Annotated in this window: 27 protein-coding genes and 1 pseudogene; 5 read left to right on the top strand and 23 right to left on the bottom strand. The window is 71.5% G+C overall.

Going from position 1 to position 26,078, the window contains the following annotated elements; all coding sequences use genetic code 11:
• Positions 1 to 189 precede the first annotated feature (189 nt).
• Complete coding sequence (locus tag ACZ6ZR_RS23230) at positions 190 to 2,529, top strand: DEAD/DEAH box helicase (RefSeq protein ID WP_465645176.1); 2,340 nt, start codon at positions 190 to 192, stop codon at positions 2,527 to 2,529.
• Between the two features lie 188 nt (positions 2,530 to 2,717).
• Here the strand turns inward: ACZ6ZR_RS23230 and ACZ6ZR_RS23225 are convergent.
• From ACZ6ZR_RS23225 to ACZ6ZR_RS23175, 11 genes and pseudogenes are all read right to left on the bottom strand, one after another.
• Positions 2,718 to 3,047: pseudogene (locus ACZ6ZR_RS23225) on the bottom strand (Rv3654c family TadE-like protein); the annotation flags it as partial.
• A gap of 92 nt (positions 3,048 to 3,139) precedes the next feature.
• Positions 3,140 to 3,661 (bottom strand): TadE family type IV pilus minor pilin, encoded by a 522-nt coding sequence (locus ACZ6ZR_RS23220; protein WP_465645174.1) that lies wholly within the window; start codon positions 3,659 to 3,661, stop codon positions 3,140 to 3,142.
• Positions 3,651 to 3,854 (bottom strand): DUF4244 domain-containing protein, encoded by a 204-nt coding sequence (locus ACZ6ZR_RS23215; protein ID WP_465645213.1) that lies wholly within the window; start codon positions 3,852 to 3,854, stop codon positions 3,651 to 3,653. Before ACZ6ZR_RS23215 ends, ACZ6ZR_RS23220 begins: the two co-directional genes overlap by 11 nt.
• A gap of 122 nt (positions 3,855 to 3,976) precedes the next feature.
• Positions 3,977 to 4,792, bottom strand: a complete 816-nt coding sequence (locus tag ACZ6ZR_RS23210) for a type II secretion system F family protein (protein WP_465645172.1) — start codon at positions 4,790 to 4,792, stop codon at positions 3,977 to 3,979.
• Complete coding sequence (locus ACZ6ZR_RS23205; protein WP_465645170.1) at positions 4,789 to 5,838, bottom strand: type II secretion system F family protein; 1,050 nt, start codon at positions 5,836 to 5,838, stop codon at positions 4,789 to 4,791. The genes ACZ6ZR_RS23210 and ACZ6ZR_RS23205 overlap by 4 nt, the downstream gene beginning before the upstream one ends.
• On the bottom strand, positions 5,835 to 5,975 hold the full coding sequence (locus ACZ6ZR_RS23200) for a hypothetical protein (protein WP_465645168.1): 141 nt from the start codon (positions 5,973 to 5,975) through the stop codon (positions 5,835 to 5,837). The genes ACZ6ZR_RS23205 and ACZ6ZR_RS23200 overlap by 4 nt, the downstream gene beginning before the upstream one ends.
• Positions 5,972 to 6,382, bottom strand: coding sequence for a hypothetical protein (locus tag ACZ6ZR_RS23195; RefSeq protein WP_465645167.1), 411 nt, complete (start codon positions 6,380 to 6,382; stop codon positions 5,972 to 5,974). Before ACZ6ZR_RS23195 ends, ACZ6ZR_RS23200 begins: the two co-directional genes overlap by 4 nt.
• A gap of 122 nt (positions 6,383 to 6,504) precedes the next feature.
• A complete protein-coding gene (locus tag ACZ6ZR_RS23190) occupies positions 6,505 to 7,626 on the bottom strand; it encodes a TniB family NTP-binding protein (protein ID WP_465645165.1) in 1,122 nt (373 codons plus the stop codon).
• Entirely contained in the window at positions 7,626 to 9,743 is a 2,118-nt protein-coding gene (locus ACZ6ZR_RS23185) for a Mu transposase C-terminal domain-containing protein (protein ID WP_465645163.1), read from the bottom strand. Before ACZ6ZR_RS23185 ends, ACZ6ZR_RS23190 begins: the two co-directional genes overlap by 1 nt.
• Positions 9,740 to 10,504, bottom strand: coding sequence for a TnsA-like heteromeric transposase endonuclease subunit (locus ACZ6ZR_RS23180; protein ID WP_465645161.1), 765 nt, complete (start codon positions 10,502 to 10,504; stop codon positions 9,740 to 9,742). Before ACZ6ZR_RS23180 ends, ACZ6ZR_RS23185 begins: the two co-directional genes overlap by 4 nt.
• Positions 10,501 to 12,330 carry a TniQ family protein gene (locus tag ACZ6ZR_RS23175; RefSeq protein ID WP_465645159.1) on the bottom strand — a complete coding sequence of 610 codons (1,830 nt, stop codon included), beginning with the start codon at positions 12,328 to 12,330 and terminating at the stop codon, positions 10,501 to 10,503. The genes ACZ6ZR_RS23180 and ACZ6ZR_RS23175 overlap by 4 nt, the downstream gene beginning before the upstream one ends.
• A 59-nt stretch (positions 12,331 to 12,389) precedes the next feature.
• Between ACZ6ZR_RS23175 and ACZ6ZR_RS23170 the strand changes: the two genes are divergently transcribed.
• Positions 12,390 to 12,629, top strand: a complete 240-nt coding sequence (locus ACZ6ZR_RS23170) for a helix-turn-helix domain-containing protein (RefSeq protein WP_350641518.1) — start codon at positions 12,390 to 12,392, stop codon at positions 12,627 to 12,629.
• Between the two features lie 176 nt (positions 12,630 to 12,805).
• Here the strand turns inward: ACZ6ZR_RS23170 and ACZ6ZR_RS23165 are convergent, their stop codons facing one another.
• The 8 genes from ACZ6ZR_RS23165 to ACZ6ZR_RS23130 form a co-directional block, all read right to left on the bottom strand.
• Positions 12,806 to 14,017, bottom strand: a complete 1,212-nt coding sequence (locus ACZ6ZR_RS23165; protein ID WP_350641517.1) for a TniQ family protein — start codon at positions 14,015 to 14,017, stop codon at positions 12,806 to 12,808.
• A gap of 368 nt (positions 14,018 to 14,385) precedes the next feature.
• On the bottom strand, positions 14,386 to 15,429 hold the full coding sequence (locus tag ACZ6ZR_RS23160; protein WP_465645156.1) for a serine hydrolase domain-containing protein: 1,044 nt from the start codon (positions 15,427 to 15,429) through the stop codon (positions 14,386 to 14,388).
• An 85-nt stretch (positions 15,430 to 15,514) separates the two neighbouring features.
• Entirely contained in the window at positions 15,515 to 16,630 is a 1,116-nt protein-coding gene (locus ACZ6ZR_RS23155; RefSeq protein ID WP_465645154.1) for a glycosyltransferase family 4 protein, read from the bottom strand.
• The gene (locus ACZ6ZR_RS23150; protein ID WP_465645152.1) at positions 16,627 to 17,163 is read right to left on the bottom strand and encodes a dCTP deaminase; all 537 of its coding nucleotides are present in this window, start codon (positions 17,161 to 17,163) and stop codon (positions 16,627 to 16,629) included. Before ACZ6ZR_RS23150 ends, ACZ6ZR_RS23155 begins: the two co-directional genes overlap by 4 nt.
• Entirely contained in the window at positions 17,163 to 17,699 is a 537-nt protein-coding gene (gene dcd, locus ACZ6ZR_RS23145) for a dCTP deaminase (RefSeq protein ID WP_465645150.1), read from the bottom strand. The genes ACZ6ZR_RS23150 and dcd overlap by 1 nt, the downstream gene beginning before the upstream one ends.
• A complete protein-coding gene (locus ACZ6ZR_RS23140) occupies positions 17,696 to 18,925 on the bottom strand; it encodes a metallophosphoesterase (RefSeq protein WP_465645148.1) in 1,230 nt (409 codons plus the stop codon). Before ACZ6ZR_RS23140 ends, dcd begins: the two co-directional genes overlap by 4 nt.
• Complete coding sequence (locus tag ACZ6ZR_RS23135; protein WP_465645146.1) at positions 18,922 to 20,238, bottom strand: UDP-N-acetylglucosamine 1-carboxyvinyltransferase; 1,317 nt, start codon at positions 20,236 to 20,238, stop codon at positions 18,922 to 18,924. Before ACZ6ZR_RS23135 ends, ACZ6ZR_RS23140 begins: the two co-directional genes overlap by 4 nt.
• A 170-nt stretch (positions 20,239 to 20,408) precedes the next feature.
• Complete coding sequence (locus tag ACZ6ZR_RS23130; RefSeq protein ID WP_465645144.1) at positions 20,409 to 20,888, bottom strand: ATP-binding protein; 480 nt, start codon at positions 20,886 to 20,888, stop codon at positions 20,409 to 20,411.
• 271 nt (positions 20,889 to 21,159) lie between these two features.
• On the opposite strand from ACZ6ZR_RS23130, the gene ACZ6ZR_RS23125 reads away from it, so the two are divergent.
• Positions 21,160 to 22,032, top strand: coding sequence for a helix-turn-helix domain-containing protein (locus tag ACZ6ZR_RS23125; protein ID WP_465645142.1), 873 nt, complete (start codon positions 21,160 to 21,162; stop codon positions 22,030 to 22,032).
• Complete coding sequence (locus ACZ6ZR_RS23120; RefSeq protein WP_465645140.1) at positions 22,033 to 22,263, top strand: DUF397 domain-containing protein; 231 nt, start codon at positions 22,033 to 22,035, stop codon at positions 22,261 to 22,263.
• 172 nt (positions 22,264 to 22,435) lie between these two features.
• Here the strand turns inward: ACZ6ZR_RS23120 and ACZ6ZR_RS23115 are convergent, their stop codons facing one another.
• The 4 genes from ACZ6ZR_RS23115 to ACZ6ZR_RS23100 form a co-directional block, all read right to left on the bottom strand.
• Positions 22,436 to 23,212, bottom strand: coding sequence for a hypothetical protein (locus ACZ6ZR_RS23115; protein WP_465645138.1), 777 nt, complete (start codon positions 23,210 to 23,212; stop codon positions 22,436 to 22,438).
• Entirely contained in the window at positions 23,209 to 23,817 is a 609-nt protein-coding gene (locus ACZ6ZR_RS23110; RefSeq protein ID WP_350641495.1) for a sigma-70 family RNA polymerase sigma factor, read from the bottom strand. The genes ACZ6ZR_RS23115 and ACZ6ZR_RS23110 overlap by 4 nt, the downstream gene beginning before the upstream one ends.
• Positions 23,804 to 24,016: a hypothetical protein gene (locus ACZ6ZR_RS23105; protein WP_350641494.1), complete on the bottom strand. Its 213-nt coding sequence runs from the start codon at positions 24,014 to 24,016 to the stop codon at positions 23,804 to 23,806. The genes ACZ6ZR_RS23110 and ACZ6ZR_RS23105 overlap by 14 nt, the downstream gene beginning before the upstream one ends.
• A gap of 214 nt (positions 24,017 to 24,230) precedes the next feature.
• On the bottom strand, positions 24,231 to 25,436 hold the full coding sequence (locus tag ACZ6ZR_RS23100) for a TniQ family protein (protein ID WP_465645135.1): 1,206 nt from the start codon (positions 25,434 to 25,436) through the stop codon (positions 24,231 to 24,233).
• Positions 25,437 to 25,638: 202 nt separating this feature from the next.
• Between ACZ6ZR_RS23100 and ACZ6ZR_RS23095 the strand changes: the two genes are divergently transcribed.
• The gene (locus ACZ6ZR_RS23095; RefSeq protein ID WP_465645133.1) at positions 25,639 to 25,851 is read left to right on the top strand and encodes a hypothetical protein; all 213 of its coding nucleotides are present in this window, start codon (positions 25,639 to 25,641) and stop codon (positions 25,849 to 25,851) included.
• The last annotated feature ends 227 nt before the right edge of the window (positions 25,852 to 26,078 follow it).

Genomic DNA, 26,078 nt, shown 5'->3' with positions numbered 1-26,078 from the left:
CTCGGCCGGATGGCCGCCACCGCTTGGTCGCAAGGCCGGGCACGGCACGGCCGCTGGATTTTCTCGTGAAAGCGCGGCGATGCAACCCTCGGCCATGCGGCCGTCACGGCTTCATTCAACCACCTGTGACCATGCCCGCACGATGGCTTGGCGCGATTCTCCGCCACCGCAGTGACACACTGGCTGCTCATGCCGCCCCGTCACCACCAGCCAGAGGCCCTGCTGGCCGCCCTGTCCACCAGCCGTGGCCGGGCCGACCGCCTCACCCATACGGAGCACATCGCGGCCCGGCCCGCCCGGTACGCACCGTGGCCGGAAGGCATCCGGCCCGAAATCGTGGCGGCCGCCCGGGAACTCGGCATCACGGAGCCGTGGGCCCACCAGGCCGAGGCGATGGAATTGGCCAAATCGGGCCAAACTGTGGTCCTGGCCACAGGCACCGCATCCGGCAAGTCGCTCGGCTACCTGGCACCGGTCCTCAGTGACCTGCTCAGCGGCACCGAGGCGCGCAACGGGCGTGGCGCCACCGCGCTCTACCTGGCACCGACCAAGGCCCTCGCAGCCGACCAGCGCCGCCGCGCCGCCGAACTCGCCCCCAGCCGGGTGCGAGCCGCCCTCTACGACGGTGACACCCCGTTCGAGGAACGCGAGTGGGTGCGCCAGTACGCCTCGTACGTCCTGACCAACCCCGACATGCTGCACCGGGGGATACTGCCCGCGCACCCGCGCTGGGCCTCCTTCCTCAAGACCCTGAAGTACGTGGTCATCGACGAGTGCCACACCTACCGGGGCGTCTTCGGCTCGCACGTCGCCCAGGTGCTGCGGCGGCTGCGCCGGCTCTGCGCCCGCTACGGCTCCTCCCCCACCTTCCTGCTCGCCTCCGCCACCACCGCCGACCCCGCCGTCACCGCGCAGCGGCTGACCGGCCTGCCGGCGGTGGCGGTGGCCGACGACGCCTCACCGCGCGGGCCGCTGGTCTTCGCCCTCTGGGAGCCTCCGCTCACCGAGAACGTCGGCGAGCAGGGCGCACCGGTGCGCCGCACCGCCACCGCCGAGGCCGGGTACCTGCTGACCGAACTGGTCGAACAGGGCACCCGCACGGTGGTCTTCGTCCGCTCCCGGCGGGCCGCCGAACTGGTCGCCCTCCAGGCCCAGGAGCAGCTCGGCGGCCCGCTCGCCTCCCGGGTCGCCGCCTACCGTGGCGGTTACCTGGCCGAGGAGCGCCGAGGGCTCGAACAGGCCCTGCACTCCGGCCGTCTGCTCGGCTTGGCCTCCACCTCGGCGCTCGAACTCGGCGTGGACGTCTCCGGTCTGGACGCCGTCCTGATGGCCGGCTACCCCGGCACCCGCGCCTCGCTCTGGCAGCAGGCCGGACGGGCCGGTCGCGAGGCCCAGGGGGCGCTCGCCGTGCTGATCGCCCGGGACGACCCGCTGGACACCTACCTGGTGCACCACCCGGAGGCCCTGTTCGACACCCCGGTCGAGGCCACCGTCCTCGACCCGGACAACCCCCACGTGCTCGCCCCGCACCTGTGCGCGGCCGCCGCCGAACTCCCGCTCGGCGCCGAGGACCTGACGCTGTTCGGCCCGTCCGCCGAACCGCTGCTGCCGGTGCTGGAGAAGCGCGGCCTGCTCCGGCGACGGACGGACGGCTCCTGGTACTGGACCCGCCGGGAGCGGGCCGCCGACGCCGTGGACCTGAGGGGAAGCGGCGGCAACCCCGTTCAGATCGTGGAGGGTTCGACCGGCCGGCTGCTCGGCACCGTGGACGCGGCCGCCGCCCACACCACCGTGCACACCGGAGCGGTCCACCTCCACCAGGGCCGCAGCTACCTGGTGCAGGACCTCGACCTGGAGACCTCGGTCGCCCTCGTCGAACGGGCCGACCCGCCCTACACCACCTCCGCCAGGGACATCACCTCCATCTCCGTGCTCTCCACCGACACCACCGTCGAATGGGGCGAGGCCCGGCTCTGCTTCGGCTCGGTGGAGGTGGTCAACCAGGTGGTCGGGTACCTGCGCAAGCGCATCTCCACCGGCGAGATCCTCGGCGAGAGCAAGCTCGACCTCCCGCCCCGGACGCTGCGCACCCGCGCCGTCTGGTGGTCCGTCACCGAGGACCAACTGCTGGACGCGGTCATCCCGTTCGACCAACTCCCCGGCGCCGCGCACGCGGCGGAGCACGCCTCGATCGGCCTGCTCCCGCTCTTCGCAACCTGCGACCGCTGGGACATCGGCGGGGTCTCGGTGCCGCTGCACCCGGACACCGGCCTACCGACGGTCTTCGTGTACGACGGCCACTCGGGCGGGGCCGGCTTTGCCGAACGCGGCTTCCACGGCGCCGAGCAGTGGCTCACCGCGACCCGTGAGGCCATCGCGGCCTGTGAGTGCGAGCGAGGGTGCCCGTCGTGCGTGCAGTCACCGAAGTGCGGCAACGGGAACGACCCGCTGGACAAGGCGACGGCGGTACGGCTGCTGGACGTGTTGCTGGCGGGCGCCCCTGGCCGGCAAGCGTCGGAGGGCAACTGACGCCTCGTCGCCTCATCCGCACCGCTAGCGCAGCCGCGCACGACGCGTACCGGGGAGGTGGACGCTGGGGGTGGGGCAGAGGCCGGTAGGGCCGGGGCAGGTCCAACCGGAGTGAGCTTGCGCGGAGAGGGAGCGATGGCGGTGGAGCCGACCGCGTCGTCGCCCCAGGCCCACACCGGCCCCGCCCTCGATCGCGCCCGCGCCGGACCGACGGGCATGAGGACCCTCGCGACCCGGACCTCCACCACCACGTCCACCGCATCGATGCTCTCCCGGACCTCACAACTCACCAGCCGGGCCCGGTGCTCACCGGCGATCCGGGCCGCCCTGCCGCAGCCGCCGTCCTCGTCCACCATGAGGTGCCCGGCGGCAGCCAACGCGGCCAGGTCGGCGGCGGACTCCGCCCGGTGCCTGGCGGACACCACCGCGCCCACCGCCAGACTGGCGGAGAAGACGACGCAGCCGAGCATCGCCAGCGAGACCAGCCAGATCGTCGCCGAGCCCCGGTCGGCCGCCATCCGCCGAGAGCCAGCCCAACTGCCCTCTGCCCGAGTGCCGATGACGACCGGGCGCACATCGCCGACCAACGCTTCGTCCCGCTCTGCTTCATTCAGGCCGGCCACGGCCCACCACCTCCCTCCGCACCGATCACGTCCTCCCGGGCCGCTGCCGCCTCGGCGCGCAGCCGGACCGACAGCATCCCGCCGAGCCGCCCGGGCGCCGGGTTCGGCGCCTCGACGGTGACCCGGACGGTGTCGCCTCCGACCGAGACGGAGACCCGTGCTCCCGGTGGTGCGGCCGCCCGGGCCAGCCCTGCCGCGCCGGCGTCGCCCCGAGCGGCCGCTCTGGCACCGATCCGAGCGGCGTCCACGCACTTGATCTGCGCGGCCGCCGCGACCACACCCCAGATCAGCAGCGCCACCAGGAAGACCAGGGCCGGCAGGGCGACCGCCGTCTCGGCCGTCACGAATCCGCGCTCCGCCCGCCGTCCGCTACCGCTACCGCCGCGCCCCGGACCGCCCGACCGCCACGCCCCGATGCTGCGCACGAGCTGGGCCGGCAGGGCCTGGACCGGCGCGACCTGGGCGGGCATGGCCTGCCCGCCCAGGGCCGACGGATCGTCAGACGGCATGGAGTGCCCGGTTGAGCAGCTCGCTGATGGCACCGGAGACCGCGCCGCTGGTCACCACCTTGTACAGCAGGGCGGCGAACCCGCAGGCCGCCACCGTCCCCACCGCGTACTCCGCAGTGGTCATTCCGGCGTCGCTCCGGGCGGTCCGCAGACGGCGGATGCGGATGGTCAGCCACCTCCTCCTGCGGCGCATCAGCACCCGGGTCCGACGGCTGTCGCCGATGGGCTGGCGGACTCGGACCTCACGGTAGGGATGGATAGTGCGGGCAGCGCGTACGGTCATGGCAGAACTCCTCTGTCGTCAGGAATGGTTTTTCAGGCCCGAGCGGCGAACAACGAGGTCAGGCCCATCACCACGGGCACTACTCCCACCAGCACGAAGGCGGGGAGGAAGCAGACGCCGAGCGGTGCCGTGGCCAGCACCCCGGCCCGCCGCACCCGGGCGTGGGCGGCTCGGGAGGCGGTGGCCCGGTGTGCGTGCGCCAAGCTGGTCAGCGGGGCCGTGGGCGGGGCGCCGCTGAGGCTCGTGCGGACCAGGCAGCGGGCCAGCGGGGCGAGTGAGGGACAGTCGGCTCCGAGGCGCTCCCAGCACACCTCGGGCGGCGCTCCGAGCGTCAACTCGGATGCCACGGAAGCCAATCGGCCGCTCATCGGCTCGTCGACGCTCTCGGACACGGCCGCCGCGGCGGTGGCCGGGGAGCTGCTGGCGCCGAGGCAGGCGGCCAGCAGTTCGGCGGTGAGCGGGAGTTGCCGAGTCAGGCGGTCCTGCTCCACGGCCACCCGGCGAGCGGTCGGCGAGCGGACCCGGGGCAGCCATCTGCGCGCCGCCAGCCCCGTCAGCAGCCCAGCCACGAGGCCGGCCGGGCCACCCACCAACCCCACTGCCATCACTCCCGCCACCACCGGCAGCACGCGCTCCAGCAGCACCGCCCTGCTGACACCGCGTGCGGCCACGGCTCTGCCGAGCCGTCCACCGTCCAGCCGCCGCACGTGCCGGCTCCCGGTGGCGCGCTGCCACTTCCTGATCCGCCGTCGGACCGCCCAGCCCCGGAGGGCCTGGACGGCGCCCGCCCCGACGGTGACCGCCGCCAGCCCGCCGAACACCAGCGGCAGCGCCAACTCCCGCCTCACCAGGCAACCTCGGCCTGCACGGGCAGGGCACTCCGCCCGACCCACTGGTCCTGCGCCCGGCCGTCGGGACCGGTCCGGGAGATGCCGCAGCGATCCCGCTCTCCCCACGGCTCCCCGGGCTTCTCCGCCTCCCTCCGAGCACTGCCACGCCGCTTCTTGCGCTCCCGTCGCCCCGGTGCGTCCTCGGCGGCCCGGACGATCCTCGCCGTCCACGCCAGTCCGGCCGCCTCCAACAGCGCGCCGGCCACCAGACAGGCCAGACCGGCTGGGGTGTGCAGCAGGATGCGGACCGGGTCCGCGCCGAGCGCAGCACCCAGCACCAGGCCGACCACCGGCAGGGCGGCCAGTACGGCGATGGTGGTCCGCGGCCCCGCCAGCTCTCCCGTGATCTCCTCCACCAGCACCCGCTCCGCCCGTAGCGCGTCGGCGAGTTGGTCGAGCCCCGGGGCGAGCCCGGTGCCGCTCTCCGCCGTGACCTGCCAGCAGGCGGCCAGCGCCGCCGCGCCCCGGCCACCGGGCAGTTCGGCGATCAGGCGCAGCGCCGCCGGGATGTCAGCTCCGTACCTCCCGGCCGTCAGCCGCGCTGCGGGCTCGGCACCGAGCCCCGCTCTCAGCCCTGAAGGGCGGCTCATCACGATGGTCAGCGCCTGGCCGGCCGTCGCGCCGCTGCGGAGCTCGGCGGCCAGCCCCTCGCAGAGCTCGATCACCGCGGAGGCCCGCCGCCGCGCTTCGGCCGCCCTGCGTCGCCTGGCCAGCCAACGCCGCAGCGGCACCACCCCCGCGACCGCCAGCAGCACCGGCACCGGTGAGTCGGTGAGCCGACCGGCCACCAACCCCACCGGTACCAGCAGGAGTTCGACCACCAGCCAGGGTGGCCGGGCCGTGGCGAGCTCCACCATCCGACCGCGCAGGTCACGGCTCGCCACCGCCGCCCCGAGCAGGGAGCGCGCCCGGAGGGCCACCTTGGCCCGCCGTCGCAGCCCCAGCCAGAGGCCGACCGCGACACCGCCCGCTCCGGCGGCCACCAGGATGTGACCGGGCGTCATGTCCGCCCCCTCCCTCGGTGGCCGGCCACGCCGCCCTCCAGGACCGTCCTGGCCCCGCTCTGCAACAGGCACCAGGCCGCGACCGCGATCCCTCCGAGCGCCAGTGCCCAGATCAGCTCCATCTGCCGAAGGCTCATCCCGCCACCTCGCCCGGCTCCGACGCCATGCCCGCCAACCCGGCGCCGGCCTCGACCGCACCTGCGGCCGGGGCCGGCGCCGTGTCCGAGGACACCGTCAGATCCGGCAACCCCACGCCCCGCTCCGCGCAGCGGCGCCGCAGCCGCTCCCAGCCCGGCCCCGGCAGGGCTTCTCCCCGAGCCGTGAACGTGACCGCCGGAGCCGTCACCGCGAGCCCCCGTTCGTCGCCGATCAGCATGTGCAGTTCGGCCACCCGCCGCCGTCCGGTCCGCTGGTCCCGGACCAGGTGGATCACCACGTCCAGCGCCGCCCGGAGTTGGCTGTGGAGCGACAGGCGGTCGAGCCCGGCCTGCGAGCCGAGCGCCTCCAGCCGGGCCGGGACGTCCGCCGCCGTGTTGGCGTGCACCGTCCCGCAACCGCTGTCGGGCGACAGTGAATAGTTCAGTGCACAGGAACTCTGACCTGTGCACTGAACTATTCACATACAGGCATAGCCATACAGGGCTGCGCATTCAATAGTTCAGTACGTCAGCTTGCTGAGGCAACCGCCTGTGCCTTCGAACGGGTCGGGCGCTGCTTGGGCCTGGTCGCCTGGTACTCAAGTTCCGCCATCTGGCTGAGCTGGACCGTGTCCATCAACTTCTTGGTGATAGCTTCCTCACCAGAGACGACGGCTTCGATGGCTGATTCGCGGATGAGGTCGGAGAGGCCGCAGATGCTGCCACCGGCTCGCTCGTACAGGTACGGCGAGAGGGCGGCGAGTTGGCCTTGCTTGTGCCGATACAGGGCGAGGGTGCTCTCCAGTGCGGCCACGACCTCGACCCAGGCGATCTTGTCCGTCTTCGTGGTTCCGAACTTCCGCATGTGGTGGAGGGTGTTTCGACCCGAGGTCTGGGTGGCCCGGGTGCTGCCTTGGCCTTCGAGGAACAGGCCGCTGGTGTTGAGGTTGGCGCCGGTGTAGATGAACGTGGCCGCGACGTGGTTGGCCAGGTACTTCAGGTGGTCGTTGACGACTTTGCCCTCCTTGGCGGACAGGTCCAGGAAGTGGACATCGTCGATGATGACCAGCTCGGTGCCCGCCAGCTTCAGGTTCTTCAGCAGGCCGTTGGTGACCTCGGTCTTGGTCGCTCCGGAGCGCATCACCATGGCCATGTACTCGGCCAGCAGGACGGACAGGTCCTTCGGGGTGGCCTGACTCGGGATGTTGAGGTACACGACGGGGGTGTAGTCGACGAGGTAGCCGTCGACTTCGTAGCTCGCGGCGAACTTCTTGGGGTAGCGCTTGCGGAGCTTGAGTTCGTAGTCCTTGGCGAAGAGCTTGACCAGGGTGCTCTTGCCGATGGTCGCCGGGCCGTCCAGGACGATGCCGCGCCTGGCTCCGGGCGCCTGGTTCCGGTTGACCTTCATCCGGCGGGCGAAGGCGGCGTGCAGCCGGCGCATCTGCCGGGTGCGCACGAGCTCGAGCGCGCTGTGGAAGTCGTCCCGCTCGTCGTTGAAGTCCTCGCGCTCCTCAGGGGTCATCCGCAAGTACTGCGCGTGCGCGGGCATGAAGGGCCGCTGTGGAGCCTCCATGGCCAGGTAGGCCCGCCATTCCTCCTTGGTGCGGGGCTCGGCGAGGCCGGGGTGCGCGAAGCCGAAAGTGGTGAACATCAGCGGTCCTGTCGGGTGCTCGGGGCCCAGATCTCAGCGGGCTTGATGGTGGTCAGGTCCAGATCGCCCCAGAAGGCGCCCTCTTCGCCTTCCGGTTCACCATCCGGTTCGACGTCGGAAATGACGTGCAGGGTCGGCGAGTTGGCGGGAGGCTCGGCGCGCTGCATATCGGCAGCTTGGGCGGCGGCCCGGTGACGGTCGCGGATCTTGCGCTTGCGGTCGGCCGTCCACGTCTCGGGGGCGTCCATGCGGTTCTGCAGTGCGACGAGGGCTTCGGCGATCGCGTCCTGGTCGTCCGGGGTCTTGCCGCGGGCGGCGATGTACCGCTTGGCCTCGCGAAGGGTGATGTCAGTGAACGGCTGGTGTTCACCGGTGGCGTGTGTCCAGGTGAGGACGTGCCACTTCCCTGTGGCGGGGTCGAGGAAGTAGGCGTGCAGGAGGTTGCGGGGGTCGGAGCGGATGGGCCACAGCCCGTCCGGGTAGTCGGACTTGGAGCCCCGGTAGCCGTAGAGGATGTCGTCGTTGTAGACGAGGTGGTCGATCTCAACGCCGTAGGGGTGGATCACCCGACGCTCGATCGGCAGTAGTTCGTAGTACAGGTTCGGATCGCGCGGGCAGTCCACGTAGCCGGCCGAGCCGAGGGCCTGGCGGTACGCCTCGTTGGGCGAGACGCGGATGTCCGGGAAACCGGGCAGGTGGAGGCCCCGGTGGGTTTTCCGCTGGTAGACCGCCACGACGTACTCGGCGAAGAACTCCGCGAGTTCGTCGATGGTCCAGCGCGCCTGATCCTCGGCGGTGCGTCCGCGGTTGGCGGTGTTGTTGCCCTTGTAGCCGGCGACGTGCTCGGAGAACTGCTGACGGATCGTGCCGAACAGCCGCTCGACGTGCGGTTTGTCGGTCGGCTTGAGCTTGCGCGCGTCCTGGAGGTCGATCTTCCAGCGGTGGCAGGCGCGTTGGACGACTTCGCTCTTGTAGGGCTTGCCATGGTCGTACAGCAGCGTCTCGGGGTAGACCACAGGGCGGGCGGCGGCTTCGGCCAGGCGCTCGTCGATGGTCAGCTTCCGGTCGTAGGGGATCCGCAGGACCTGGTAGCGCAGGGCCTCCGCCCAGGCCGGGCGCATGGGCTCGGGGGTCATCACGTCGGCCAGCAGCAGGCCGATGTCGATGGCCTTGGTTCCCTCGGGGGTGAGCCGCCAGGCGAGGATCGAGCGGGTGGCGACGTCGATGGCGATCGTGAGTTCGACCCTGTGGGTCTTAGCGGTCTCCGGGTCGAAGGCGAGGACGTCCAGCGGGGTGGTGTCGAGCATGACGACCTCGCCCGGGCGGTGGGCGATGACGTTGCCGAAGGTGCGGTCAGGCTGGTTGGCAGCTGTGGCCCGGCGGTAGGCGGGTTCGGTAACACGGCCGCCGAGCAGGTTCTTGACGATCCTTCGGAAGGCGTCACGTTCGGGTAGCGTGAAGGCTCCCTCGCCGTGCTGGGCGTCGAGCCGCTGCTGGGTGCGTCGCAGGAACCGGTTGCCGATGGTCGCGGTGCTGTCGAGGCGTTCAGCCTCGGCTTGGTCCCGGATGGCCTGGATGACCTCCGCCGGGACGTTCTTGAGTGGGTTGCTCAGCTTGGCCCGGCGCTTGTCCACCAGTCCCCACAGGCCCTGCTCCTGGCGCCGGGCCCACTGCTTCCAAATCCACCGCTCGCTGACTCCGCGCTCGCGCGCTTTGGCGGCGACCCGTTCGGTCAGCGGCAGGTCGGGGGTGTACTCGGCGCGGGGCTCGCCCGGCAGCGCGTCGAGTGGGTCGCCGGAGCGGTATCCGGTCATCGCTTCCAGCAGGTCCGCCTCTCGCTCCACCGCGTCCTTGACCAGGCCCTTGTCGATGGAGGCGAGGATGCCGCCCGGGTCGAGGGCGGCCAGGTCGTCCGCGCCTTCCGCAGTGTCTGCGGTGTCCGGGGGTGCGACGGATGCCTGGAAGGTCGTGTCTGTCAGTACCTCGGACAGCAGGATGACCTGGAGCCGGCCAGTCTCGGACCGCAGCCGGACGGTGAGGCCGTCGAGGCCGGCGACCTGGTGGCGCTCGTCCTCGAACGCGATCCAGTCGCCGACGGTCATGCGGTGGGTATTCACGGGCGCGTCTCCGGGGCTGGGCGGGACCACACCAGCGTGTGGTCCCGCAGGGGCTTGGTGATGTCGAAGGCCAGGCGGTGGTGCCACATGAGGTGGTAGACCACCGCGCGGGCGATGTCCGGTGCGCTCTGGAAGGCCAACAGGTCCCCGATGGTGACCGGGTCGGCGGCGAGTTCGAGCAGCGGTGCGGCGAGTTCGTCGGCGGCCAGTGACGGGCGGCGGTACCCGGCCAGCCACTTCACGCTCTCCCAGCGCAGGGGATCGGGCTCGCCGACCATCTCGTAGTCCCAGCCCATGGCCTCGCACACGGCCGCGGTCCTGATCCGCTGGCGGGCGACGTCGAGGTGGGGCAAGAACCGGTCCGCTTTCACGTCCAGCAGCCGCACCGTCCCGTCCCCAAGGCGGGCGAAGAGGTCGGGGGTGTGCCGCCACACTCCGCCTTGGTCGCGGCCCTCGAGTTCGAACGGCTGGGCCGCGAGGTCGGCCACGTCAGGGTCGAAGTCGAGGAGCTTCATCCATTTCGACTCCAGGTAGGACTCGTAGGCCAGGAACCGGTCGCTGGTGGCGAACCAGAGCTCGCCGGGGGTGTGCTGCTGGCCTGCGTAGGAGGGGATGTCCCGTACCGGCAGGCCGTCCTCGAACCGCAGCCGGGCGGCGTCCGCAGCCGCCACCAGCCGCTCATTGCCCCCCTGGTCGCAGTAGCGGACCAGGACCTGGCCCAGTGCCAGACCGATAGGTCTGACGGTGCGTCGGCGAGTCATCGTGCCCTTCCCTGATGCTGATTCAGCAGTTCTTCGCCCCAGGCGGTGAGGGCGTCGGCGGCCTGGGGCGGGAGGCGGGCGGCGAAGCGCCGGCAGCCCTCCCGGACCGACTCCTCGCTCGCTCCCGTCCAGCCGTGCCGGTACGCGGGGGCTTCCCGCACGTCGCCGCCGGTCAGCTGCTGCCACACCCAGGCGGCGGCGTGCCGCTGCCGCTGGCGGGTCACGTCCCGGCCGAGCGGGTGGAGGATGGCGAACAGCACGCGGTGCGGTACCTCGGTCAGGCCGACCAGCAGCGTGCGGCGCGTCTGGTAGTCGACCGGTCCGCTCGCGCGCATCCGCTCGGCCAGGAGGCGGACGGCCTTCCAGAAGGCGCCGGCGTCGTTGATTCGGCGCACCAGCGTGTCGCTGACCCGGGCCGCGCGGCGGGCGTCCATGTCGAGCAGGGCGGCGGCCTCGGGCCAGCTGCCCGCCCCGCACAGTCGGGCCACGGCGAGGGCGGCGAGCCGTCGCCCGGAGGTGGGCGCGGTGGCGGGCAGATGCTCGGCGATGAGTTCGGCGTATTCGCTCTCGCCGACCAGGTGGGGTATCTGGTGCAGGTGCAGGGGCGGCGCTGGGAGGTTTCGGCGGTGGGTCAGCGCTCCGGCGACCCTGTTCGAGCGGGGCATTGCCTCGGCCAGCAGTTCGTCCAGCAGTCGGGGACGCGGCAAGCCCCGGAACCGATCGGCGCCCTTCGCGGCGCGCCGTTGCTCGGCCATCACCGTCACCCACGGTGCCAGCAAGTCTCGCGCCTGCGTGGGGTCCGGGCAGGCCATAACCGGATCGACGAGCGCGAGCAGTCCGGCCGCTTCTGCGGCCTCGGCCGGGCCCGCCCGCAGCACGGCGTGCATCCCACCTCTGGCCGCCGACCGGTGGTGCCGGAGGGCTGCTGCAAGCGATTCCCGGGCCGCGGGCGGCATGGTCTCGCAACCGTTCAGGTCCTCCGCGCTCGCCGCGCGCCGCGCGATGGCGACCAGCAGCCGCAGGGCGGCGAACCACTCGGCGGCGGTGACCTGCTCGCCCAGCAGCTGCGGCTGGCGGAAGGCAGCAGCGGCCAGAACGCGGTTCTGAGCCTGCACCAGCGCCGGGTGGACCTTGGATGCCTCGATCTCGGCCAACGGCTGGGGACACAACCCGCCGACCTCGGGCGAGCCAGGCACCCGGTTGCCGCACAGAGTCGGATCGAGCGCGCCAGGCCTGGACAGCAGACCTCGCGGATGGCCAGCGTTTCCCCGCCGGAGCCGGATGCCGCACGCCGGGCAGGAGTCGGCCAGCAGGCACGAGTGGCGCGGGCACACAGCTGCCGTCTGAAGCCGCCACCACAGCGGCCACGCCGTCCCCTCGGCCAGACAGCGCGGGCAGGCCCGGCTGGAGTGCACCTGGGCCCACTCGCGGATCGCCCAGGACCGCACCGAGGACTCGGACGGCGCGTACAGGCCGGTGAAGTCCAGGGCGCCGCCCGCGTAGTGCTCTAGATGCATTGCCCGCAACCGGTCCGCGGCCAGGCCGGTCGCCTCCTGGACCCCGCGTAGGCTCTCCGCCGTGAGCATGATCCCGAACAGCAGCGGTCGGGTGGTCGCACTGGACGGGCGGCATTCCAGACCGAGCCGCTGGGCCAGCAGGCCGGGGCCGACCCCGAGCTCGAAGGCCGTCCGGTCGATCCAGGACGCGAACGCCTCCCCCTCCACCGGCACCGGAACAGCCGGAAGCCGTCTTGCCCGCGGCACCAGCGCCAGCCGGTGCGCGACGGACCCCGAGCCCGGCTGGGCGATCGATACCGGCACACCCATCGGACCTCCCCCCGATTGATGGAAATATGCTACAGGTCGGCTCGCGGTAGCTTTCTGGGGTGGACACACCCGAGACGAGCCCGGAAGACGAGCCCTACCGCGTCGCCTTCGGCAAGCGGCTGCGGGCGCTTCGCGAGCAGGCGGGGCTGAGCCAGAGCGGTGCCGCCCGCGCGATCGGCCTGGACCGGTCCTTCTACGCCGGTGTCGAGGCCGGCCGCCACAGCATCGCGGCCGACCGCCTTCCCGGCGTCGCCCGGGTTCTCGGCGTCGAGGTGAGCGACCTGTTCCCCCGCAGCTGACGGGCCCCGGCGGCTTCGTCCGCCGTGCTCGCTCCGCGATCCGTCGAGATCGTCGGCACCGGCCTCGACGGGTCAGCCGTCCGCAGCAGTCGGTGGACCCGAACTCCATGGAGCGGAGCGACCAGCGAGGTCGGGAGCGGGACGCGCCCCCTGGGCCGCCGGGCGATCGGTGGCGATCAATCGGCGTCGAACGCCGACCACAAGCTCATCCGTCCCCGGGGGTGGGCCAGCATGAAGCCCGTACGCGGCACCCTGGCACCCTCGGGGTTCAGGACGGCCGCGGCCAGCGGAACGTACCGGGGTCCGACCAGGCTCATGGCGGTCCACTGCGTGTCCTTGCGCAGCCAGTCGGAGATGGCCCTGACACCCATCACGCCCGCGATGTCCACCGGCAGAAACCTGCGGGCTTCCTCCAGCGGGTCGTCGGCGGCCAGGATCGCCACGGCCATCCGCAGGCCGGCGGCGATGACGTGCGGGTCGGGCGAGTATCCGCGGCGTCCTCTGCTGCTGCCGCCGCGGCGCCACATGTTCCGCTCGTTCGTCCTCATGTGCGTCTCGAACGCCTCCTTGACGGGAGGGTCGAGTCCGGCCAGGTTCGTCACGAAGCCACGCTCGGTGCACAGCAGCACCATGGCGTTGACGTCGTCCGGTGTGACGCCTTCCGCTTCTCCTCGCTCACCGAGCGGGTCAAGCAGTTGCAGGAGCCAGGCTTGCGCGTCGGCCAGCGCCGGGTCGGAGAAGGTCCCGGCCGGCAGGTCCCGCAGGAGCTGGCCGCAGGCCGTCAGCCGCCCGTTGATCTTGCGGCCGGGGCACGTCCAGTTCCGGCCGTCGAGGCAGCCGAGCGCCCTGGGCCGAGCGCCGCACTCGCATGCCGCCACGAGGAAGCGGTGATGGCGCGGGCACACCACAGACCACGGCAGCATCCAGGCCAGCGGCCAGCGCCCGTCGTCCTCGTCGATGCAGCTCGGACACACCTTGGCCTGCCCGTCGGGGACGATGTGGTCACGGCGGATCGTGTCGGCGTGGTTCTTCTCGTGGATGTCGATGCTCGCAGTCCGGGGCCGTTCCGGCAGGCCGTCCGGCAGCGGCCGGACCTTGCGCAGTCCCGACAGATAGGAAGCGAAGGTGAGCCGGCTGACCCGGTCTTCGGGCAGGCCCGTGGCCGCGGCGACCGCTCCCGTCTGGTAGGCGGTGAGACCGCGCACGGCCTTGCGAAGCGCGAAGCCGGGGTTGGCCGACGCGGGCAGGTGCAGGGCCGCCATGACCGGGCCGATCCCGGTCTCGTTCAGTCTGGCCAGCGCCGCGAGCCAGCTGTGCAGGGACTCGCCCTCGAGCGGTACCGGGACGGCGGGCAGCCGCCGTGGCCGCCATCGTGTCTGAGCTGTCATGCCGTCCCCCTACCATAAGTCGGGGTCCATGCTGGCATGCCGCTCTTTCACCGGGCCCGTAGTGTCCGCCCTCCGATCCCCTCGTTCCTGCCTCGACGGCGGGTCTGCCGCGGCCCGGAACCTGCCGTCAGTCATGTCCGCAGTGTCGCCAGAGGGCTTCCCCATACCGTAGTGGCCGCTCCCTGGGTGATCTCCGGCAGGTCGCCGTGAGTGCTTCTGGCTGTCCGGCGGGGGAGGCATCTGGTCGGATCCGGGCTGCCACACCAGTTCCGCCCGAAGCCCGGTGGGTGTGGCTTCGGTGGATATCGTCGAGCTATGGGGCTTGATGACCCGCTCTCGCCACCTGCTGTCCGGCGGCGAGAGGGCTGTCAGCTGAAGACGAGTTTGCGGAAGTGGTTGCGGATGCCGGTGAGGGGTTCGCGGTCGCGGGTGTAGTAGAGCTTGTTGGTCAGCAGGACGGCCCAGGTGCCGAGCTTGGGTGAGATCCACATGCCGGTGCCGGTGAAGCCGTAGTGCACCCAGACGTGGTCGGTCGGGTCGGTGCCGGGGGCGGGGTGCCAGAACAGGCCGCGGACGGGCTCCAGTGCTCCGGTCTGGACGGTCAGTGACTCCTCTGTCCATCCGGGGCCGAAGCCGGGCGTGTTGGCAGCGGTGGCGGGGTCGAGCATGTAGCGCAGGAAGCGGGAGAGGTCGCCGGCGGTGGAGAAGGCTCCGGCGATGCCGCACACCCCGTTCAGGAGGCGGGCGGAGAAGTCGTGGGCGGTGCCCTGGAGGTGGGTGCCGGTGTCCGGGTCGAGTTCGGTCGGAGCGGCGAGGGCGGCCTGGTCGGCGGGCAGCGGGCCGAAGCGGGTGGCGCTCATGCCGAGCGGTGCCCAGATCCGTGTCGTGGCGAGTTGGTCGAGGGACTGGCCGGAGAGGTGTTCGGCGAGGTAGCCGAGGATGAGGGCGGCCCGGTCGGTGTACTCGACGGCCTCGCCGGGCGGGCGGTGCGCGGCCTCGTGCAGGACGCCGGTGCGGATGGCGGCCGGGTCGGTGCCGTAGAGGTTCTTCAGCTGGGCCCGCAGCGGTACTCCGGCGGTGTGGGTCAGCAGGTTCCGTGCGGTGGCCCGGCCGAGGGGGTGTCCGGTGACCTCGGGCCAGAAGATGCCGAGCGGCTCGTCCAGTGGCAGTAGGCCGTCCTGCCAGAGGGTGCCGATGGTGGACCACACGGCGAGGATTTTGGTGAGGCTGGCGACGTCGAAGAGGGTGTCCGCCCGCATCGGCTCGTCGGGCCGTGCGGGGTCGAGGACGCCGACGGTGCCGCTCGCGTGGGTGCCGGTCGCGTCGCCGACGGCCCACACCGCCCCGGGGTAGGCGCGGCCTTGGACTCCGTCGGCCAGGAGTTGGTGGATGCGGTCGGTGCTGGGTGTCATCGTCTCCCCGAATCACTGTGGACGTCCGCCCCGGCCAGCGTAGTGAGCCGGCCGGGGCGGAGTGGGCTTCGGCGCGAAGCCGTGCTCAGAGCAGTTGCTTGCCGAGGTCGGTCAGCGCGGCGGCGGTGGTGCTGAGCGGGTAGCGGGCCGCGTTCGCCAGGCCGGCGCTTCGCAGGGCGGCCAGCAGGGTGGGCGAGGTCCGCAGCCGTTCCAGGTCCCGGGTGAGCGTGGTGGTGTCGGTGAAGTCGGTGGCCAGGGCGGAGCTGCCGAGGGCCTCGTTCAGGCCGGGCACGGGCTGGTAGAGGACGGGCAGGCCGCACGCCTGGGCTTCGAGGGCGACCAGGCCCATGGCCTCCAGGGTGGTGGAGGGCATGACGAGGGCGTCGTGGTCGGCGAACGTCTTCCACAGCTGGGGGCGGCTCAGCCAGCCGAGGTAGCGGGCCTGGACAGCAGCTTGGCGGAGCGCGGGTTGGAGCGTGCTGAACTCCGCGCGCGGGGCGGCGACGCTCAGCTCCACCCCTTTCGTGGCGGAGAGTGCCTTGATGAGGACGTCGCCGCCCTTCTCCGCGGTGAGCCGCCCGGCGTACAGCAGCCGCAGGTGCTGGCCGGGGGCTCGCTTGGCCGGCGTCGGCACGATGCTGATCAGGTGGTCGGGGATGCCCCACGGGATGTGGTGGATCTTGCGGAGGTCGGTCTGGGGCGCGAGGCGGACCAGGTGGTCGGCCATGGCGGCGGTGGGGGCCACGATCGCGTCCGCGAGGCGGGCGCTCTCGCGCAGGACCCGCAGTTGGTCCCGGTGCGTCTGGGCGAACAGCAGGTCGGTGCCGTGCACCAGGGCTATCCGCGGGTGCTGGGGCAGGGCCCGCATCAGGGCCGGGGTGGCGCCGAACGCCAGGTGCTGAAGGTGCAGCACCCCAATCTGCTCCGGGTCCAGAGCTCGGGCGAGGGCCCGGCGGAGGGCGGCGACGTAGCGGCGGAAGGCGGGGCCCTCCAAGGTCTTGCCGGAGACGGCCAGCAGGTCGAGCCCCGGCGGGACGGTGGGACGGCGGCCGGTGGGCTGGAGCATGAAGGCGCGGGCGGGGATGAGCGCGTCAGCTCCGGTGTAGAGGTCGCGGAAGAGTTCGACGCTGCCGCCGGGGCTGCCGAAGGGCAGGTCGAGGCAGGTTGCCACCAGGGGCCGGTCGGTGCGGGGGAAGGTCACGTAGTCCCTCCGGGGATCTCTTCGTAGAGGCGGGAGATGTCGATGCCGTCGGTGGCCGTGTACTTGAGGCCGAGCTGCTGGTAGCTGGCCGGGGCGCCGAAGGTCTGGAGGAAGATCAGCTTGCCGAAGGTCATGCCGGGGTAGACCCGCGCCGGCCGGGCGGCGCGGATCTCCAGGGTCCAGCGGATCGCGTGGCCGGCGTGGCCTAGCGGTGCGGAGACGTGGACCCAGATGCCGAGTGCCCCGGTGGTGCGGTCGCCGTTGAGCATCTGCGCGTACCGCTCGGAGCCGGTGTGCTCCAGCGTCGCCCCGAGGTACAGCACGCCGGGGCGGAGGACGAGGCCGTCGGCGGGGATGGTGGTCTCGGTGAAGGCGGTGGGCTGGGCGGCGTCGAGGTCGCCTTCGCAGACCCGTAAGGTCTCGCCGAGTCGCCAGTCGTAGGCGTTGGGCGAGATCCGGCCGGGGTCGAAGGGGTCGATGGTGATCTCGCTGGCCTTGACGGCGGCGGCGATGGCGGAGCCGGTGAGGATCATCAGGCCACCGCCCCGGTGCCGGTGCGGTCGCGCCAGTAGCCGGAGGGCTGCGGGCCGAGCGCCGCTTGGTACTTGCCGCTGTAGAGGTCGACTGGCCCGACCGAGACGAAGAACATGATCTGGCCGATCTTCATGCCCGGGTAGACCCGCAGGGGGCGGGTCGGGGCGAGCATCAGGGTCCACTGGCCGTGGAAGCCGATGTCGCCGATGGGGGCGGTGATCTCTACGAACAGGCCGAGACGGCCTACGGAGGAGCGGCCGAACAGCAGGGGCACGAAGGTGTCGGAGCCGACCTCCTCGACGGTGTGCCCGAGGTAGAGCTCTCCCGGCTCAAGGACGAACCCGCCCGGTCCGATCTCGACTTCCCGGGTGGGGTTGGGGCGGTGGGCGTCGATGATGTCCTCGGTGTAGGTCAGCAGGGTGGGGCCGAGGCGGACGTTGTAGCTGTTGGGGTTGACCTGGCCGGGTTCGAAGGGGGCGATGCGGAGGCGGCCGTCGCGGACGGCGGCGGTGATCTCCGGTCCGGTGAGGATCACTCGGCTTCTCCTTCGACACTCGGGGTGTGGGTGAGGGCGTGCCGGACGGCCTGGCCGAGCGGAAGTCCGCTCCTGCTGGCCTGCCCGGCCAGGAAGGTCTCGGCGAGGTAGTCGGTGGTCAGCACGCTGTGGACGCCGGGCCAGGGCAGGGCGGGAGCCACGACCAGCGGCCCGGCGCGTTCCGTCAGGTGGGCCAGCAGTGCGGCCAGGTCCCGGGAATGCGCCTCGGGCAGGTCGGCGTGGACGAGCCGGTTTCCGAACGGCTCGATGGTCATCAGGTCTTCGAGCCGCAGTACTTCGCCCAGCGACGCCGGCCGCAGGGCGGTCTCGTTGAGGATCACGGCCGTGCCGTCCAAGCCGGTGTGGAGCCTGGAGACGACGGACTCCAGAAGCACTCGGCGGTCGGGGACCGTGTTCCGCCAGCGCTCGGCGACGGGCCCGAGCGGGTCGGTCAGCTGGTCCTTGAGCGTCTCGATCTCCTCGCCGATGTCCGCCAGCTCGGCCGGGAGCGGGCCCTCGGCGGGGAAGCGGCCGGTGCGGGCGGTCCAGCCAGCGGGGGCCGCTTCGGCGGCCGCGTACCCGGCCCCGTGCTCGGCGCCCTTGACCACGAGGGTGCTGCCGACCGGCTCGGGCCCGTAGTGGTCGCTGTGGCAGTGCCCGGCGAAGACGACGTCCAGGAACGGGCACTCGACGGCCAGCTCCAGATCGGGCTCGAATCCGGAGTGGGAGAGCAGGACCCAGGTGTCCACCTCGTGGTGGTGGGCCAGCAGCAGCTTGCGCAGGGCCTCCACCGGGTCGGTGGCGCGGTGGCCGGAGCGCTGGGCGAGCGGGATCGCGCTGAACGCCTGCGGGCTGATGACGGCGGTGACGGCCACCCTCCGGCCGCCGACCTTCGCCAGGTGCAGGGGACGGAACAGCGGGCGGCCGTTCGTGTCGATGGCGTTCGCGCAGACCGTCAACTCCCGCAGGCCCGGCTCGAGGTGGTGGCTCCAGCCGTGGTTGCCCGGGGCGAGCACGTCGTACAGCGCGAGCAGGATCTTCCGCTCCACGCCGCCGTGGCCGAGACGGTAGAAGCCGGTGCCCTCGAAGAAGTCCCCGCAGTCCACGATCAGCGACCGCTCGCGCTCGCCGTGCAGGTGGGCGAGCATGCCGGTGGCGTGGGCGAGATGGGAGTGGACATCGGTGGTGGCGATGATCCGCTTCAGCGTCCGCCCGGTCTCGGTCATCGGCCGGCCTCGGTGATGTCGGCGCCGAGCGCGCGGAGCTTGGCGGGCAGGTCGGCGTGGCCGCGCTGGAGCTGGTCGAGGCCGGTGACGGTGGTGGTGCCGTGCGCGGTGAGCCCGGCGATCAGCAGGGCGGTGCCGGTGCGGATGTCGGTGGCCTTCACTGCGGCGCCCGTCAGCTGCTGAGGGCCCGTCAGGCGGCACTGGGTGGGGGACAGTTCCTCGATCCGGGCACCGAGCGCGCGGAGCTGGGGGATCAGGTTGCCGTGCCGGCCGGGGTTGATGGCGTCGGAGAACAGGTGGGTGCCGGGCAGGCCGAGGGCGAGGGCCATCAGCGCGGGCTCGAAGTCGGCGTCCAGGCCGCCGGGGGCGAGCGAGGCGGTGGCCGTCAGCGGCTTGCCGCTCGGGATGGCACCGCCGGGCAGGACCAACGCGCCGGGCTCGGCCAGGGCGGGGATGCCCAGCCAGTTCAGGGCCTCGGCGACCGGGAGGGTGTCCTGGCCCCGGACTCCCTCGATCTGGCCGCTGCCTCCGGTGGCGGCGATCGCGCAGGCCAGGGTCCCGGCCTCGATCTTGTCGCCCGGCACCGACCAGGCGAGCGTGGACGTCTCGTCCAGGACGGCCGGTGGTTCGACGGTGAGGGTGTCCTCGGTGAGGTCGGCCCGCCACCCGGCCTCGCGCAGGAACTCCAGCATCCCGGTGAACTCCGGGGACAGGTTGGGGTTGCCCAGCAGCAGCCGGTGGCCGCCGCAGGCGGCGCGAAGGACGGCAACCACGCTCGCGCCCCGGGAGCGGAACGGCAGGTCGATCACCACCCGGTCCGCACCGGCCGGGGCGGCGGTGATCTGGTAGCCGTCGTCATCGACCTCGACCTTGTCGCCGAAGGCGGCGTAGACCTTGAAGTGCTCGTCCATGCCCCGCTCGCCGATCTGGCAGCCCCCAGGCCACGGCAGCCGGGCCGCCCCGCAGGCGGCCAGCAGGGCGGGCACCAGGTAGTAGGAGGCGCGGATGCGGCCGGCGTCGGGCAGTTCGGGCACCGGAAGGCGGCCGTCCACCGGCCCGAGCAACACCGCCCGTGGGTCGGCGACGGGCCGGGCCAGGTGGCAGCCCGAGCGCTGGAGGAGGGCCAGCATCAGCTGGACGTCCGCGCTGTCGGGGACGTTGTCCAAGCGGACCGGGCGGCGGATCGCGGCGGCGGCGGCCAGTAGGGGCAGGGCGGCGTTCTTGGAGCCATCCACCCTGACGGTCCCGGACAACGGACGGCCGGGGCGGGAGGTGACGGCAAGGCCAGGGGCGGAGACGGGGACGAGCGTCATGGAAGCCTCCAGTGCGGTGAGCGGGATCGGAAGGTGGAGTAGTGCGGCTGTGCGCGCGGGCGGACCGGCAGACGAAGGCGCTCCGCCTGGCGGCCAGGCCGGAAGGGACACCGCCTCGGCCTGAGGAGCGCCGGGCGGTGCGGTCACGGCGGTGCCCTGGGGCCGGCGGGTCAGACTGCGGCGAGGGCTTCGCGGGGCAGGGTGCAGGTGATCCGCTTGCCCACCGGGGTGGGATCGACGGTCCAGCCCGGGGCGAGGACGTCGAGGATCCACAGGCCGCGGCCGGTCTCGGAGCGGGCGTTGTCCGGCGGTGCCGTCTCCCGGCCGGGCATCACGGACGGAGCCGGATCGTGGACCTGCACCAGAACCTGCCCGTCCGCAACGGCCACCAGGACGACCACCGGCGCCCACGGGCCGCACAGCCGCACCACGTTGGCGACCAGCTCGCTGGCCACCAGCCGGGCGTCGTCGGCGACGGCTTCGGAGGCCCCGAACGAGGCCACTGTCTTGAAGACCCGCGCGCGCATCTCGCGGACGTGCTCGGGGCTCACGCTCATGTGCAGCGCGAATCCGTTCTGGCGGGGCATCAGGAAGAAGCCGCACAGGGCCACTTCGGGTTCGTGTCGGGGGCGGACTCGGTCTTCGTGCATGGCGTGCTCCCCAGTCGGCAGAGCAAGCCCCGGGCGTGGATGTGTGGGGGCTCGCGAAAGGGTTCGGCAGGCACGTCGGCGTCGGGGCACACGGGGCCCCCGGCAGTCGGCGCGAGGCGGGCAGCGGCATATGACACGAAGCGCGACCAAGAGGTCACGATCCGCCACCGAGAGTCAGCATGCCCGCAGGGTCTGCCATTGGGCAATATGCCCAAGCGAAATTCCCTCAGATCGGTTGTCCTCCGGCTCCGGCGGGGTGGAGACTTGCGCCATGGCGAAGAGGAACCCGGCCCCGCAGTCCGTGTACCGCCGTCAGCTCGCGTCCAGGCTCAGGGAGTTGAGGGACGCCAAGGAGCTGAAGCTGACCGAGGTCGCGGCCATCGTGGAGGTCAACCAGAGCTCGCTCAGCCGGATCGAGAACGGCGAACGCGGCACTACTCCAATCCTGGTAAAGGCTCTGCTGGACTGCTACGGGGTCACCGACCCGGTCGAGCGTGAGGACATCCTCGACCTGGTCCGCGCCGACCAGGCTCAGCGTCAGCAGTGGTGGAAGAAGTACTCCGCGGTCATCAACACCACCCAGTACGGCGGCTACCTGGCGCTGGAGTCCAGTGCGACGAGCTTCCGCTCGTACGAGCCGCAGCTGCTGCCGGGCCTGTTGCAGACCGCCGACTACGCGCGGCAGGTCATCACCGAGATGCGGGTGGACCTGACGGCCAAGCAGGTCGACGCCCTGGTGACGGTGCGGATGGAGCGTCAGGAGAAGGTACTCGGCCGCGAGGACGCGCCGAAGCTGTGGGCGGTGATCGACGAGGCGGCCATACGGCGGATCGAGGGCTCGCCAGCCGTCCTGAAGGGCCAGTTGGAGCACCTGCTGGCCATCGAGCCCAGCCCGAACCTCACCATTCAACTCCTGCCGTTCGCAGCCGGCTTCCACCCGGGCCTCTACGGGTCGTTCATTCTCATGCGCTTCCCCGCGCCCAACCCGGACGTGGTGTGGGTGGAGAATCTGACCAACTCGGTGTATTTCGAGGGATCTGAGGATGTGGAGCGCTACACCGAGGTCTTCGACCACCTGCGTGCCCGTGCCCTCGGCCCACCCGAGACCCGCGACCAGATCAACAAGATCCTCAAGGAGCCGTAAGTGAGCACCACCAAGCCCAACCCCTCCGAGCTGGACTTCTCCGGTGTCACTTGGGAGAAGAGCCCGGACAGCGGGGGCAACGACAACTGCGTGGAGTTCGGTGTGGTCGGCGACTTCATCGCGATCCGGGACTCCAAGCGGCCGGAGCAGACTCCGCACGTCTACACCCGCGGTGAGATCCGGGCCATGCTCTCGGGCGCGAAGTCCGGAGCCTTCGACCACCTGGCCTGACGGCGGTACGGGCTGCCCAGGGCAGCCAATCAACGAAGTGGCGGCCGGCCCCAGCGTTAGTGGGGCCGGCCGCCTTCGCCATCATCCCAGACCGCTCTGTCGGCAGTCGGCAACGACCATCGCAAGGGCGGCTGACGCCCCTGCGGCCACGGGGCACCTGGGCAGGGGGTGTTCACCTGCCCAGGTGCATCGCGCTGCGTTCACCGATGTCGAGCACCTGGTAGACACCAGGCTGGATCTCCCGGGACTCGGCCCGGATCCAGCGCGCGACGGCGGGCGGCCAGATCGTCGTCTCCGACCACACGAGGCTGGCCAGTGTCGACGGCTCACCCAATGCCAGGTTCGACAAGTCGCTCCCGCGGGCGTCGAGTTCAATACTCCTCAGCAAGTGCACCAGAAGCCGCCCCGCATCCCGGGCCTGGTCCTGTTCGGCGAAGAGCCGGTCTGACTTGGCCAAGGCCGCGTCCACGTTCAGCGATCGCATCTCGCGCTGGGTGTCGCGAGCTTGGCCCAAGACGCTCGTGAAGGCCCGCAACTGCTGCAGGACCGCGCCCAGAGCGGGGAGACGGTCGAGGAGCCCCCGGGCGCGGAACCGCAGGGACATGTCGATCGCGGACGTCCACGGACCTTCAAGGTCTCCGCGGGTCAGAAGATCAGCGAGATCGGGCAACTCGTCCAACGGGCCGAGCGGGCCCGGCGACCTGACAGCGTCCAACGCCTCGGTCGCGGAACGCGCCAGAGCTCGCAGGCCGATGACCGTGATGACGTCAGCTCCCGTCACGTCGTCCGGATCTGCGGCCTGCCCGGGGCCCGAGGGTGCATCCATGATGGCCAGCAAGACCTTCGTGGGGTCCGCCACGGACTCGGCCTCGCCGAGAAGTTCGGCCGACGCGCCGGCCAGCAGAGCGTCCAGCTCGTCGTCGTCCAGCCAACGGTCAGGTGTACTCATTCCGCTCTCCCCCTCCTGTCCGCATCCCGTTGCGCGCTCAGTTCATGCCGCAGGACAGCTCGAGCCTTCTTCAGCAGATCGCGGGCCTTTTGATCCGACACCCCGATGGCACGGGCGGTCTCGACCGAGCTGAACCCGTCCAGGTGGAAGGCCATGACGACCCGCGTGTTCTCCTCCAGCGCGCCGAGCGCGGCGAGCACGGCCATCGTCTGGTCGGTCAGCTCGGCGTGGCCGGGGCCCGGCTCGCACAGCTCCGGCAGCTCAACTCCCGCAGCCACGGCCACCTGGTGGCGGGCCATGGCGGGCGGCCTCGACCAGGCCCTGCGGGCTACCGTCCGGACCCAGGAGCGTCGTTGGGAGTCCTGGGTGGGGAACTCACCGTCGCGCAATCGCTCCCACGCTGCCACGAACGCCTCGGAGGCGGCATCCTCGGCGTCCGGGAGGCTGGCACCCAGGTACCGCAGGAAGCGGATGACGAGCAGGTGCTCACGCTCGAAGAAGTCGAGGAACTGACCACGCACCCGGGCCATCCTGGCAGCCTCGGAGGCGACGCGCAGGCGTTCGTCCAAGACCGGTGCGGCGAACTGGCGGTCATCGAACTCCACCGGCACCGCCCTTGCGCTGGCCGACCTCGATGACGAGCCCCTGCCGGCCCCGGTCCACGATCAGGCTCCCGGCCGGAAGCGTGCGGGCGTACTCCCGCAGCGACAGCTCCCGGTCACGCTGCCGTCGGCCTCGCAGCTGTAACCACGCCGCCACGCCGGGGGCCGCGAAGCCGCTCACCGCGGTCGCCACCTCGATCAAGATGCCAGGTTCCACTATCTCGTCCCTCCCCTCGCCGGCGCGGGGACCCGTGCCCCGCTCGTACCGGCGCCTACATCGTGTAGGTGGCCGCCGACCACCATGATCGGGAAGGAAACTTCAAGATTCTTTACAGCAGACCTGTCGGCACGCACGGGCCCGGCCGAACCGCGTCCGGCCCGAAGGGCTTGCCTCACTCGGGTGAACGGTCGAGCGGCTACCGCGGTCCGAGCGCGGACCATCTGCTCATGTAGCGCTCGGGATGGTTCATCGCGTGCTGGGTGCGCGGGACGGGACTTCCGCTCTGGTCGAGGACGCAGGCTGCCAGCGGGATGAAGCGCGCACTGACCAGGCTCATCGCCGTGATCTGCAATGGGGTGTGGAGCCAGTCCGAAATGGCGCGGGCGCCGTCGACCACCACGTCGACGGGCAGGACACTGCCAGCCGCCCGCACGGGGTCTGCGGCAGCGAGGATCGGTGCGGCCATGCGAACGCCGGCCGCCATCACAGGCACGGGCGCCGCGTATCCTCGCTCGCCCTCGCCCGAGCGCCACATGGTGGCCTCGTTCCTCCTGGTCCGTTCCTCGAAGGCCAGCCTGACGTGGGAGTCGAGCCCTGCCACGTTGACGGGGGCTCCGCGCTCGATGCACAGCAGCAGCACCGCGAACAGGTCGTTGGGAGTGAAGTTCTCCGCCGTGCCCCGTTCGCCTGGACGGTTGAGCAGTTGCAGCAGCCAGTTGTGCGCTTCGATTAGGGCCGAGTCCGCGACTGGCACTCTTGGCAGCTCCCGCAGCCGCCGCCCGCACGCCTGCTGTTTCGTTCCGGTGGCATCGGAGAAGTGGCCGGAGCACTTCCAGTCGGCACCATCAAGGCAGCCCGCCGACCGCAGGCGGTTGCCGCACACGCATCGTTCGACCATGTAGAGGCGGTGTCGGGTGCACGCGACGAACCACGGAAGCATCCATGCCAGCGGCCAGCGCCCGCCGTCCTCGTCGATGCACGCCGAGCAGACCCTGAACCGGGTGGTGCCCAGGACGTAGCCGCGCTGGACGGTGGCCGCCCGGTTCCTCTCCAGCTGGTCGTGCCCCGGGATGTCGGGCAGCCCGGTAGGCCACAGGTGATCGGCCTTCACACCCGACAGGTAGGACTCGAACGTCAGCGCCGTGATCCGCTCCCGGGTCAGGCCGGTGGCGGCCGCGATGATCTCCACCTGCCGGGCCTCCAGGCCCAGGACGGCTCGCCGCAGCCGGAAGACCGCGTCGTGGCCGCCGCTGTCCAAGCCGAGGACCGAGGTCACCGGAGCGAAGTTCGTGTCCAGCACCCGCCCCAGTGCGGCGGCCCAGCTGTGCAGCGACTCATGCGGCAGTGGGACGGGCACAGCCGGCAAGCGCCTGGGCAGCCAGCGCCCGTGTACCACCGCCATACCGCCCTCCCCCTCGCACCGGTCCCCATGCTGACACAGGCGATCAGCGGCGCTGATGCCCCGGCCCGCGCGACTGACACCGAAACGCCGGATGCCGAGCATCAGTCATGAACACGCCGGGAGCCATTGACTGTCAGTAACGGATAGGACAGTCTCGGTGATCGCGGTACATGAAGCCGCACCCTGGGAGGACACGATGGCCATGGAGCCGACCAAGGAACAGCAGGCCGCGCGGGAGGTGTTCGTCTCCGGGCAGGATCTGGCCCTGGTGGCCGGCGCCGGGACGGGCAAGACCTCGACGTTGATGCTGATGGGTTCCGCAACCCGCAAGCGCGGGTTGTACATGGCGTTCAACCGGGCGATCGCGGACGACGCCCTGGCTGTGTCGGTGACAACTGGCGCCAGCAGAAGGTGAGTTCTGACTCCGCTGAGAGGCGCGAGGCGCAAGATCTGAATGTCAGAAGTGACTCCACCACCATGTCGCTGCGCGGGACTGGTCCGGATCCGGTGGACGTGGTGGGTCGGACGCTGTTGGGCTTCGCTGCTCTGGTGGGTGAGCGGTCCGGTCCGGAGCGGGGGTCCGCCTCCGGGGGCTTGGGTGCGGGTCCGGACGGTGTGTCACGTCCGGACCCGCACCCGTTT

This window comes from Kitasatospora sp. NPDC088742, assembly GCF_055584905.1.
The sequence above is the reverse complement of the archived record's forward strand: the minus strand, read 5'-3'. Positions and strand labels throughout refer to the sequence as shown.